This window comes from Aquimarina mycalae (genome assembly GCF_029906345.1).
Taxonomy (GTDB): Bacteria; Bacteroidota; Bacteroidia; order Flavobacteriales; family Flavobacteriaceae; genus Aquimarina.
The window spans coordinates 39,710-51,764 of record NZ_JARYGY010000002.1 but is presented as its reverse complement, the minus strand read 5'-3'; the positions used below and the strand labels follow the sequence as shown (position 1 = coordinate 51,764).

Annotated in this window: 14 protein-coding genes; 7 read left to right on the top strand and 7 right to left on the bottom strand. The window is 31.4% G+C overall.

Annotated features, from left to right (window positions below):
- Positions 1-196 precede the first annotated feature (196 nt).
- From QBK95_RS04885 to QBK95_RS04860, 6 genes are all read left to right on the top strand, one after another.
- Positions 197-862 carry a hypothetical protein gene (locus QBK95_RS04885; RefSeq protein WP_280931163.1) on the top strand — a complete coding sequence of 222 codons (666 nt, stop codon included), beginning with the start codon at positions 197-199 and terminating at the stop codon, positions 860-862.
- A 466-nt stretch (positions 863-1,328) separates the two neighbouring features.
- Positions 1,329-2,861, top strand: coding sequence for a hypothetical protein (locus tag QBK95_RS04880; RefSeq protein WP_280931161.1), 1,533 nt, complete (start codon positions 1,329-1,331; stop codon positions 2,859-2,861).
- Between the two features lie 2 nt (positions 2,862-2,863).
- Positions 2,864-3,355 carry a hypothetical protein gene (locus QBK95_RS04875; RefSeq protein WP_280931159.1) on the top strand — a complete coding sequence of 164 codons (492 nt, stop codon included), beginning with the start codon at positions 2,864-2,866 and terminating at the stop codon, positions 3,353-3,355.
- 269 nt (positions 3,356-3,624) lie between these two features.
- Positions 3,625-4,185 (top strand): hypothetical protein, encoded by a 561-nt coding sequence (locus QBK95_RS04870; protein WP_280931157.1) that lies wholly within the window; start codon positions 3,625-3,627, stop codon positions 4,183-4,185.
- Between the two features lie 169 nt (positions 4,186-4,354).
- The gene (locus QBK95_RS04865; RefSeq protein ID WP_280931155.1) at positions 4,355-4,834 is read left to right on the top strand and encodes a hypothetical protein; all 480 of its coding nucleotides are present in this window, start codon (positions 4,355-4,357) and stop codon (positions 4,832-4,834) included.
- 270 nt (positions 4,835-5,104) lie between these two features.
- On the top strand, positions 5,105-6,730 hold the full coding sequence (locus tag QBK95_RS04860) for an amidohydrolase (protein WP_280931153.1): 1,626 nt from the start codon (positions 5,105-5,107) through the stop codon (positions 6,728-6,730).
- Between the two features lie 90 nt (positions 6,731-6,820).
- Here QBK95_RS04860 and QBK95_RS04855 read toward each other — a convergent pair whose 3' ends face one another.
- Both QBK95_RS04855 and QBK95_RS04850 read right to left on the bottom strand, forming a co-directional pair.
- Positions 6,821-7,591 carry a hypothetical protein gene (locus QBK95_RS04855; protein WP_280931151.1) on the bottom strand — a complete coding sequence of 257 codons (771 nt, stop codon included), beginning with the start codon at positions 7,589-7,591 and terminating at the stop codon, positions 6,821-6,823.
- A gap of 118 nt (positions 7,592-7,709) precedes the next feature.
- Entirely contained in the window at positions 7,710-8,420 is a 711-nt protein-coding gene (locus QBK95_RS04850; RefSeq protein ID WP_280931149.1) for a class I SAM-dependent methyltransferase, read from the bottom strand.
- 49 nt (positions 8,421-8,469) lie between these two features.
- On the opposite strand from QBK95_RS04850, the gene QBK95_RS04845 reads away from it, so the two are divergent.
- Positions 8,470-8,988, top strand: coding sequence for a YkgJ family cysteine cluster protein (locus QBK95_RS04845; protein WP_280931147.1), 519 nt, complete (start codon positions 8,470-8,472; stop codon positions 8,986-8,988).
- 6 nt (positions 8,989-8,994) lie between these two features.
- On the opposite strand, the gene QBK95_RS04840 is transcribed toward QBK95_RS04845, so the two are convergent.
- The 5 genes from QBK95_RS04840 to QBK95_RS04820 all read right to left on the bottom strand — a co-directional run.
- On the bottom strand, positions 8,995-9,645 hold the full coding sequence (locus QBK95_RS04840) for a hypothetical protein (RefSeq protein WP_280931145.1): 651 nt from the start codon (positions 9,643-9,645) through the stop codon (positions 8,995-8,997).
- A 129-nt stretch (positions 9,646-9,774) separates the two neighbouring features.
- Positions 9,775-10,458, bottom strand: a complete 684-nt coding sequence (locus QBK95_RS04835; protein WP_280931143.1) for a LipL32 family surface lipoprotein — start codon at positions 10,456-10,458, stop codon at positions 9,775-9,777.
- Positions 10,459-10,487: 29 nt separating this feature from the next.
- On the bottom strand, positions 10,488-10,832 hold the full coding sequence (locus tag QBK95_RS04830) for a zinc-ribbon domain-containing protein (protein ID WP_280931141.1): 345 nt from the start codon (positions 10,830-10,832) through the stop codon (positions 10,488-10,490).
- 116 nt (positions 10,833-10,948) lie between these two features.
- Positions 10,949-11,371, bottom strand: a complete 423-nt coding sequence (locus QBK95_RS04825; protein ID WP_280931140.1) for a hypothetical protein — start codon at positions 11,369-11,371, stop codon at positions 10,949-10,951.
- A 280-nt stretch (positions 11,372-11,651) separates the two neighbouring features.
- Positions 11,652-12,055, bottom strand: a 404-nt coding sequence (locus QBK95_RS04820) for a response regulator transcription factor (RefSeq protein ID WP_280931138.1), incomplete at its 5' end; no start/stop codon positions are given.

The window sequence follows — 12,055 nt, the reverse complement described above, 5'->3', positions numbered from 1 at the left end:
TATACTATAAAGCATATATACAAATAACTTCTTCCATATAGTACATGGTAACATTTTAGGTTTCGATGTAACTAGCTAATAATGTTTAGACAAAAAGTACAATTTGTCACAATCAAACAACAGTTCAGAATGATAAACTTTAATTAAGGAAATGAAAACCTGAGTTTTGGACTTTCAAATTAAATTACAAACACACATGGAAGAAACAATTAAGATCTTTATTTACATTCACGCGTTTTTTGGTGGATTGGGACTCATCACAGGTATGGGAAGTATTATGGTTAAAAAAGGAAGTAAACCACATAAGAAGATGGGGAAACTTTTTTCTATAGGAATGATCACAAGTTCTTTAATCTCAATACCGATTTCCTGGTTACCTAATCACGAAAATATTTTTCTTTTTCTTATCGGATTGTTTACAGTTTATTTAGTGATTTCAGGAAATCAGATATTAACTTTTAAATCAAAAAGTAAATTACAAGCAAAACCAGTGGATAAAATAATATCTGGGAGTATGTTATTGATTTCGGCACTGATGACTTTGTATGGTGCATATGGTATCAGTTCAGGAAATATGGGGTATATGTTATTTATATTTTTTGGTGGATTTGGGCTTTCATTAACCATAAGGGATTTTGTATTTTATAAAAACTTCACGAAAACAAACAATGGGTGGTTGTCAAATCATATAGGAAAAATGGTTGGAGCTTTTATCGCTTCTATTACTGCATTTATAGTTGCGGGATTAGGGATAGGAAATCTTATCGCATGGATTGTCCCTTCAGTTTTAGGTACAATTTATATTATATATTGGAGACGAAAATTAAAAACAAAAGCCGTAGTGTCACTACCCAAAAGTTAAGTTTATCATTATTACTCTTGTTTATTTATAAAAATTACAAGTTACTGCAACTACAGAAATAGGCGTACAACATATTAGGCCTAACCTATCATTCATTCTATTTTTACAAAAATTACTTTAGTACTAAAAGATATTGGAAGATTTTGGGTAACATTATTATTCTTCGTGACACAATTAATAAGAAGGTGAATCAGAATATCATTTAATAATGGAATATTGAATGTAATTTGCTGATTAAGGGAAAAAATAACAAAAACTTATAGTTTTTGTTAACATCAATGTATTGAAAAATAATTTAAAACAACACATTTTTAATAATAAATAGTTGATTAAAATTGAGTTGAAAATTCCTTAATCGTATCTTGTGTGAACTATCATTTATAAGGGAAAACCGTAAATTATAATGAGGGGTTTGTGTTATTTTAGCACCTTGAAAAAAAGTAAGTAATTTTAAAATTGTAATTAAATGAAGAAACAAATTAAAAAGTATGTCTTTTGGGCCTGTATGGCTTTAAATCTGGTGTTGTTTTCTAGTTGCCAAAAGGATGACCAATTAATGATTGAAGAAAACCAGCAAGAACTAATTTTAAAAACGTTAACCAAAGAAGATTTAATTGCTAAAGAGAATGTGCTTAATGAAGTGCAAAAGATTAATAACAAATTTCAATTGACCAAGAAATCGAATAACTCTATAGAAGACTTTTTTGTAGATACTTCTGTTGCCAAATATATAGAGTATGGTTCTTATCACTCTTACACATTTCCGATTTATAGACAAGAAACTACTGGAGTGTTGGAGAATTTATTGCTAAACTCTATTGATAATGGAAAGTATGATTCATATATTGTTACTTACTACTTATCCAATCAAGATTGGGATAACTTAGTCAATCAATTACCTTTTGTTAGTGAAGAAACAAAGGTTTCTTATACAGCGTTGGAGAATTATGATTATGATACTCTTTTACAAAAAGATTTTGATTTTATTTATTATGATGATGAAACGGGTAACTGTCATAATGCCCGAGCAGTTGCACCAAGAGATGAACCAGGATATATATTAATATTTGAACAGGTACCTTGTCCAGAGACTTTTACAGATAATGGAGGTAGCAGTGGAGGAAGTAATGGTGGTTCGGGAGGAATTCCTGTTGGCACAGGTCCTATAGATATTAGTATACCTCCATCAGGAGACGTAACTCCTCCTGGTAATCCTACTAGTGGTGGTGGATTAACAAGCCCAACTACAAGTACTTTAAACACATCGTTTGAACCAGCTATACTGAAAAGTCAATTAAATATCCCTAATGGTACATTAGAATATAATTGGATATATAATTTAGAAAATGCTGATAAAGTAGAGGAACTACATAGTTATGGATCAGAACGTGGATGGGATGATGAAACAAGGAATATAATAGAAGAAATGTTGGAATCTCTTATGGATGGTACTGCAATAAGCTTAAAACCTTTTGTGAAATATCCTCCTGGCACGGATTATGCTACTGAATATCCATTAGTGACTCAAATCCTCAAAGAAGAATTACCAAAAATGGCAGATGATGCTTTTCTTGTTGGTGCTTTGAAGAAATTTGGTAGTCTTAATGATACACAAATCAAGGAAGCCTTGACTTGGGGTGATGAAAGTAGTGTGATAGCACAATTTGGAGGACTTGGAAATTTAGGATGGGCTAGATATGAAGGGCTTTTTGATGGAGATATTAATACTATTACATTAAATTGGGATTTAGAGCAGGAATTAACAAATAACCCAAATATTGATATTGATGCAATCAATTTTTTTGTTTCCTTAGTAGTTCTGCATGAATTAACTCATTTGGGAGATTATTTGTATAATGGAAACATGTATTTATCAAGCGAGGATGATTGGGAAAATGAAGGTTATGACTTTGATATGGAAGTTGTTGGGTCAACACAAGATGACCCGAGTGACTCCGAAAGATTATATCAGACATATTTATTAAGAAAAAAACAATAACAATGAAGATTAGAATAGAACTCTTAATCATTTTATTCCTTTTAATTAATATCAAATTTTATTCTCAAAATTTTTTTACAGAAGGTAATACAGAATATGGTAATTTAGGGGAGATACTTACAAAATCGATTATAATTGAGGAAAACAAGGAAGATACTATTTATATTAAGTTGAGTTATATAAGTAGCCCTCTGCAGTATGCTACAGAATCTAAATTCAAAATAAATAAGAACATAATATTTAAAAAAGAAGAAGAACTTTACAATGAACTAATTGATAATTATTATGATTTCTTTTATTTGGATATTGATTATAATATTGCTAGAGTTGGATATATGCAACGATCTAAAAGTAAGGTGATTGAGTTGATTTTTCATAGAAATAACATTGGGCAGTGGAGTTTAATAAAGAAAAGCGCTAGCGGCATGAAGCTAAAAAACAATGATTTTTTATGGAAATTAATCAAACAAAAACTAAGTGAAAAGAAGCAATAGTAATTTTCTACCGGGCGATCGATTTAAAGTAATGTTTAAAAGAGATTATTCGTTTTTGTATTATAAAAATTTTTGGTTAAGCAAATAAAAAATTCAGAGTGTAGTAAACCTATTAAGTATGCCAAACATGATTTTTCATTAAATGGAAACATGATAAATTCAAACGGAGAACCAGGATTTGATTTTGAAACAGAAGTATTTGGAACTATATTAGATTATCCAGAAGATGTTGGAATAGCTCAGCAATATTTATTACAAAAGAAGTGATTATGAATAAAACACTTTTATTATTATTAACTATTGTTTTTGGTTGTAATTCTCAAACTATTGAAATAGCAGGGAAAGAAGAGATACGACTAGAACAAAAAGAATTTGAAGAAATATTACAAGCGGCAATAGATATAAATCATATTGATTATTTTTTTGATGAAAAAGAAAAAAATGATGGCCTAACTATTGTCATTAACGAATTTATAGAACCTTACTATAAAAACTTGTCTTTAAGAAAGTTTGATAAAAAAGTGTATTTTAAAAATCATAAAGCAATATTTATTGATAAGGACAAGAAATTTGTTGATATTCTAAAACCTTTTAAAAAAAATGACACCATTCATATAACGTATGGAATAAGAAGTAGACGCTTTGCTGTTATAGTGAAATTCATAAGGAGTGGTAAAAATTGGGTTTCGATAACTCCAAATATTTCATCTAAATCAAAAGCTATTTATCATTTTAAAATGGACAAAGAGCAATGTTTAGCCGAACAAATCAATGATACTAAATATGGTAAATCGAATAAATGTGTTAAATATGATTTTTTGATACATTAGATAAAAATTTAATAATTTTAGAAAAGCAGGACCGTTTTTGGTCTTGCTTTTTACTTAATATTGAACTACAGTTGTTATAATACTAAGAAATTATTTTTATTAATGTTATCAGTAGATTTGTGCATTTATTGTCAGGGTGATTTTTGCGAATCGGCCAAAATTAAAACTTATGCATACTAATAAAATAATCGTTATTTTCTTTTTCTTTATTTCAGCGTTGACTTTTTCACAATATAATTTTCAACTAAATAAAGGAGATTTAAAAGAAATTATAGTGAAATCATTATCAATTGAAGAAATAAAGAAAGATAGTATTGTAATAAGAATGAATGCGGTTACAAGTTCTTTCCCAATTTCCCCAAAAGTTTTGGAAACTCCAGATATTAATATCAAAATTCTTAGAGATAAAGCAATATATTCTAATCTAATAAAAGATTATATAGATTTTAGTCTAATCGATATATCGTCAAATTTAGCTTATATTAAATATATTAATAGGGATAAAGCAATGGCGATTCACCTTATCTTTCATAAAAAGATAACAAGTGGTTGGACATTAGTGGATAAATTTGTTTGGAAAGAAATTAGTTTTAAATTTGATGACTTTCTTTATGATAGTATACGAAAAAAACTAGCCAATAATAAATAAAACATCTTATAGAACTTTTAAAAAGACTGTCGGAAAAAGGCAGTCTTTTTTTGTTAAGTTTTAGAATTACTTTGATGTAATGGACATGTCTTTAAGAGAAATTTCTTGGAGTTATAAAATCTCAAAATAATAAGAAAATGTCGTTTAAAATGAAACTAAGTTATCTTGTAATAAATAACATCTATAAAAAGTTAAGAATTTGATAAAAACGAGATAAGATCATTTTTATCTTTATTTTTATCTCGTAACACAAATCAAACTCGACACATCATGAAAAAAGTACTTTTACTTACTTTTGGAACATTCTTTTTTATTTCTTGCCAACAACCCAAAGAAGCAGCAGACCTGTTGGTTTTTAATGCCAATGTATATACAGTAGACGATGCTCAACCCAAAGCAGAAGCTTTTGCTATTAAAGATGATAAGTTTATCGCTGTAGGTAGTATAGAAGAACTAAGCAACGCATATACCTTTACAGATTCTGTGAACGCAGAAGGAAAAACCATCGTACCTGGATTGATTGATGCACATTGCCATTTTTATGGATTAGGATTGCAACAGCAAAAAGTAGACTTGATGGGTACCACTAGTTATGATGAGGTGCTGGCGCGTATTGTTGATTTTCAGAAAAAGAAAAACGTATCTTTTATCACAGGTCGTGGTTGGGACCAAAACGATTGGGAGGTCAAAGAATTTCCGACCAAAGAAAAACTAGATAGCTTGTTCCCAGAAACTCCAGTAGCCGTGACTCGAGTAGATGGCCATGCCATGCTCGCTAATCAAACGGCGTTAGATCTTGCTAAAATAACTTTGGAAACAAAGGTTTCTGGTGGAGAAATTTTACAGAAAAACGGAAAATTAACTGGAGTACTGATTGATAATCCTATGGAGCTTATAGAAGCTATTTTTCCAAAGCCTACAACTACAGAGCAAATAGCAGCATTAAGGGATGCAGAAACTATTAATTTTAGTTATGGATTAACAACAGTAGACGATGCTGGATTGAGTCCAGAAGTAATTACTTTAATAGATAGTTTGCAAAAGGCAGATCAATTAAAAATCAGAATGTATGCTATGGTAAGCAATGTACCAGCATATGTGGATTATTACTTAAAACAAGGAGTACATAAAACAGATAAGCTTAATGTTTCTTCTTTTAAGGTATACGCAGATGGTGCATTAGGTTCCAGAGGAGCAGTATTAAAGAAACCATATTCGGATAAAGACGATCATCACGGTGCTATGGTAATTGGACCTGATGAACTTAAAGTATTGGCAAAAAGATTGGCCAGTTCTCCTTTTCAGATGAATACACATGCGATTGGAGATTCTGCTAATGCCGTAGTGATGAATACCTATTATGAAGTGTTAAAGAATAAATCTGATAGAAGATGGCGTGTCGAGCATGCGCAAGTGGTCGCGCCAAAAGAATTTGATATCCTTAATGATAATTTAGTAATGAGTGTACAACCTACACATGCGACAAGTGATATGTATTGGGCAGATGAGCGATTAGGACCAGCAAGAATCAAAGGTGCTTATGCATATAAGCAGTTACTGGAAAAAACAGGTAAAATAGCATTGGGAACCGATTATCCAGTAGAAAACGTGAGTCCTTTTTATACATTTTATGCTGCAGTGGCTCGTAAAGATCTGAAACAATATCCAGCAGGTGGTTTTCAAAAAGAAAATGCCTTGACCAGAGAAGAGACTCTAAAAGGAATGACAATATGGGCAGCTTACAGTAACTTTGAAGAAACCGAAAAAGGAAGTATTACTGTGGGTAAATTTGCTGATTTTGTGATTCTGGAGGAAAATATCATGGAAATAGAAGAGGATAAAATCCCAAATATTAAAGTGCGTGCAACCTATCTTGGAGGAGAAAAGGTGTATTAGATATTAAGAGATAAATCAATCAATATCCCTGCTTTAAAGGATCGATAAATCGAGAAGTAGTGGTAAATGAAAAGCTGTGTATTCTGAATACTAACGACCTCCGTTGGCTTGTAAATCGGCAATACATTGTGTATCTAGTTCTGGAACTCCGTTACCAAGCATATCCATCATTCCAGATCCAAACTCTATTGCAGCTTCCATTAAACAGCTCTGTACATTACAATGGCCTCTAGATGCTGTATCCTCATGTTGAGATTGCAATGTTGTGCCAATATTTACCAATCCTAATAAGTGCGCAAACTCATGATTTAAAGTAGCAGCTTCTATAGTGGATAACATAGGAGCATTCACGTTGTTACTTAGATTACGAAGTGTATTTTCGTAAATTACCATAGAGGTATTTAAATAAGCTGTCCCCAATGTAACTTTGGTATTGGTATCTTCTTCATTACTACCATCTGCAAAATATACATATACTGTAATCTCATCTCCCTCATTAAATTGAGTTCTGGTGGTAGTTTCGATTTGACTTATTTCCTGAATGTTAAATGGCGCTAAGTTCGATGAAGAAACAGAGCGTTGATTGATGGTAATTCCATCTGGTTTAAAAAGACGATCTTCAAGAAAATTTCTAAATGTATTTACAGCAGTGGTGGTTGGCTCAAATCCCTGAACGGAAACAATTTCTATAGTCAATCCTTTAAAATTAATATCGCTTAACAAATCATTTGCTGCATTTCCGAGTGGTTGTTTATTCGGACTTTGATTCGTTTCAATAGGTGTATTGTCATCATCATTAGAACATCCAACTAGTAATATAGAAGTAAATAGTAGGATACTTAACAGCTTAGTGAATTGCATACATTTATTTTTTTAGCATCGTTAGTTGGTTCCTAAATATTCAAAAAAAGGAACTTTTTTTATTCATCAAAGATTGTACCGAAAGTTGATAATCAAAATTATGATTGCAGTTATTTTATTACAATGTTAGTTTAGCTAAAAAATCATTGTTTTCTCCTTCTGTAACTAATTCACAAACAAAGCCGTGCGCATTGGCAGCGTTTTGTAAAGTATTGTAATCGATATATAACCAATCAAACCAATCAGATTCTAAATTCTTATACTTTAGTTTGTACTGCATTTCTCCATAATATCCTGCCGACGCATCTACCCAAAAACTACCATCTTCCTCTGCGAATAAATATGAAATATCAGATGAATCAATCAGAATTTGACCGTTAGGTTTCAATAAATTTTTGAGATGAGAAAAAAATCTATCAATATTGTCGAGCTTTCCTATGATTCCACTTCCATTCATTAAAAACAAAAGTGTGTCGTACCGTACTTCTCTAAGATCAAAAATATCCTGAACGGTTGCGTTGGTAATTCCTCTTTTTTTACAAATTTCTATAGCTCCTTCAGAAATGTCAATGGCTGTTACATCTAATTTTCGATCTTCTTGAAGAAATATGCTATGACTTCCTGCACCGCAACCTACATCCAATACATTTCCATAAGAAAGGTCTAGCGCTTTTTGTTCTATTGAGGGCATTTCGGCATAGCTTCTAAATAAATAGGGAATTGGTATACGATCATCATCAAAATCTGGAGCTTGTACTACTATATCTTCGCTATACTTTTTGTGATAAAAATCTTTAATAGCTTCTCCGAAAATATCTTTGTTAATCATTATAGTTTTTAATTCGAAATTCGTGATTCATAATTCGTAATTTTGCGCTATGCAAGAATTCATAGATCAATTACCAAAACTGGCCAAAGATAAGCAGAACGAGAATAAAAAGTATTTTGTAAAGCTTAAAAAGAAACCACCAAAGAATTTGGATACATTCATGCAGGATTTGCATAAAAAAGAGTTTCAGAATACAGATTGTTTAGAGTGTGCAAATTGCTGTAAAACAACGGGTCCTCTTTTTACAGATATTGATGTAGATAGAATTTCGAAGCATTTAAAAATGAAATCTATTCAATTCGAAGATCAATATTTAAAGAAAGATGAAGACGGAGATTTTGTCCTGAAAGAAACACCTTGTGCTTTTTTGGCTGCGGATAATTATTGTTTGATCTATGATGTACGACCAAAAGCTTGTAAAGAGTTTCCGCATACTGATAGAAAGAAGTTTCATCAGATTTCTAGTTTAACAATGCAAAATGTAACCGTTTGTCCAGCAGCTTACAATATTGTAGAAAAGATGAAAGAATTAATGCCTTTAGAACATAAAAGCAATAGGCGTGCTTAGCTTTGTTTAATCGTTAGTTATTTCTTCAAACTCTTCTTCCTCTTCGCTTGCGATACTAGGAATTTTTGGAGCAGCTGCATAATGCCCACTTAGTGTAGATAGAACTTCTCCAGTTTCTTTGTCAATTTCTTCTTTAGAAAAACCTCCACCTAAATAAGGGTCTCTTGCCGAAAAATCAACCAAATAATGTTTTTCTTTCTCATAAATAAATGTTGGAGAAAATCGTACTCCTCTATTAAAAATATCTCTACTAGTTCTTCCGTCAGAATCCATTATAAAATTAATGACCGAAAGATGTACTGATGTAGGGCGATAAAAAACAGTGTGATCACTTTCATTACTTTCGCTGGTCATGGAAACAGATTTTGAGGGCAATTCTACAACAAAATCAGAATAATAACTACTGTTTTTAGGAAGATACATTACGTTATATCCAAAATTAACTAAGATTCTTTTATCGCTTGCTTTTACGGTAATAAAATGGAAATCATCTTTTGTTATAGTATGTCCAGCATCTTCCTGTATCTGATCCAAAGCTACGCTAATAATATGCGCACGCCCTAGTGCTACTAATTTTTGAACTTCTTTCTGCTGATCGGTATGTTGAGAATATGTCATATGTGTAAATAATAGCAGTAGTAAAACAATAGATTTCATATTTTTAGTATTGTATATAAAACTTAGATCATCTAGTATGATCTTAAAGATAGTAAATGACCTGATTTTATCATATGTTATCTAAAATGTCATGGAATCCATTGATTACTTTCAGGTCATTACATGGTATTATTTTAATAACAATTCTCTTTTTAAATCTTCAATGTTTCTGGAGATGACTACTCCTGGTAACTTTATCGGAAATCCGATTTGTCCTAGAAAAGTTCCTTTTACACCTTCGTGATTATACGTCTGGAAACTAATTCTGTATAAACCTCTTGATAGTACATTTAATGGATCATCAGTTTTACTAATAAATCTGGATTCTTCTGTGGTGTCATCATCATCTGTAATATTAGTGTCCATAGCGTTAGGGTACATCTCTGTCCAGTTAGCATTTTGAATACTATTTTCATCAATAGCTTCTGGGTTTTTTATATCAGAACGTTGCAATGAAATGAACTGATCAATAGGATCTTTTGACCCGCTATTGTTTTGGTAATCAGCAGAAGCAATGGCGTTTTTAATTTTCGTTTTACCAACAGGAGATTTCATACGAACTCCTATTTCTGTGGTTGCTGCAGGAATCCAAATATAAACGTAGTAATTTTTTAATCCTTCTACCACTGCATCTTCATTACTTCCATCAACATATTCCAAATATGAGGTCATATGCAGATAAGGAACATTAATTTCTTTAGGCCCGATTTTTTTTACGATGGTACTTTTGAACTTTTTTAATTTTTGAGCCTTAATGTTATGAATACTAACAATGGTTATCAGAATGGTTAGGAGTAAGAGTTTTGTTTTCATGATATAATGATTTGTGTGGTTTTATATTTTTATTTGGTTAATATTGGTAAAAAAGAAATGAAAGTAATGAGTACAACGAATAGGATTATACCAGTAAAATGATACCACGGAATTTTAATCTTATTGTTTTCAAAGTATTCAAAACTTGTGATTAGTTCCTTGCTTTGGAATTCTTGTTTTTCAAACACGCCTTTACAATGACTACATACAGAGTATACTTTTCTCCATAAGGGAAAGCAAGGAATCCAGAATACGTGAAAGTACTTTCGATAGCCTTGTATCCACATCTGATTTTTTGTTTTGCAGAAAGGACAGCTTCCTCCATCAAGTTTTTCGGGATGGATTGTTGAAGAATTTGTTCCGAAAATAATCATGATATTGATTGTTAGAGCTACTATTATTTTTAGATTCTATTATAGTTAGAATAGGAGAGAGAATTCAATCTCTTAAGAAGGTTTTTTCTCTCTCCATTCTTCAACTAACTAACATATTATGTAAAGAATACGAATGATGCTACGATCATCCATCCACCAACGATCAATCCAAAGACTCCAAGTTTTCCTTGTTTCGGAGCTAATTTTGCTCTTAGTTCGTTTGCTTTTTCTTTTGCTGCTTCATTTTTGGATAAGAAGAATTTATTGATAAGTCCGAATCCTAACATAAATCCTAAGACCGCAGAAATAATATTGCCTGCTAATAAGGTTACCCACCAGATTGGATATGTAGTAAGCCAACCTAGATTTAAGATTGCCGAAATGATTCCCCAAACTCCCCAAAAACAAAATATAAGTCCGATCCATCCTTGGTATGGTTCGATTTTTTCTAAAAGTTCTTTGGCATTAGGTTTTTTTGAAAGTAATAATGATGGTACTGCTAAAATGCTTAATAAAATTAATGAGATTCCCCAGATCATATCTATATGTTTTAAAAGGGTTAGTAATTAGTTTAATGCTGTGGTTTGATTATTGTTTATCAAAAACTACAGTACAAAGATGAGGGATATCTATGCAGGAGGAAACACCCTTTTTGGTGAAAATGACCACCCTGAAAACAGGGAGAGAAGTCTTAAGAATTAATTTTTATACTATAAGTAGTGCATTAGTTATAATGAACAACTAATGTTATATAAGGTAGATAACCAGTAAATGGAAGTATACGGCTAAAACAAGTTTTTTTAATAAAAATTTTAAAGATTAATTTTCCAGATAATTCATCTTTAAGGCGTATTTGGTCAATCCAGCGAGGTTTCTTACGTTCAGTTTTGCAATTAAGTTTTTTCTATAACTTTCTATAGTATGCTTACTTAAGAATAATTTGTCAGCAATTTCTTGTGTTGTAAATTCCTGAGCGATCAGTGTTATTACATCTATTTCTCTTTGTGTAAGTTTAATTTCTTCTTCTCGCTTTTTAGAGAATTTATTCTCCATATAAATATCTTTGATCTCTCGTGAAAAATATTTTTCTCCTCCTAATATGGTTTGGATAGCTCTAAGAAGCTCTTCTTTTTCTGCGTTTTTTGGGACATATCCATCAACATCATGTTCAATAAGGTTGTCGATCATATCTGGGTTATTATGCATACTTACAACCAAGGTTT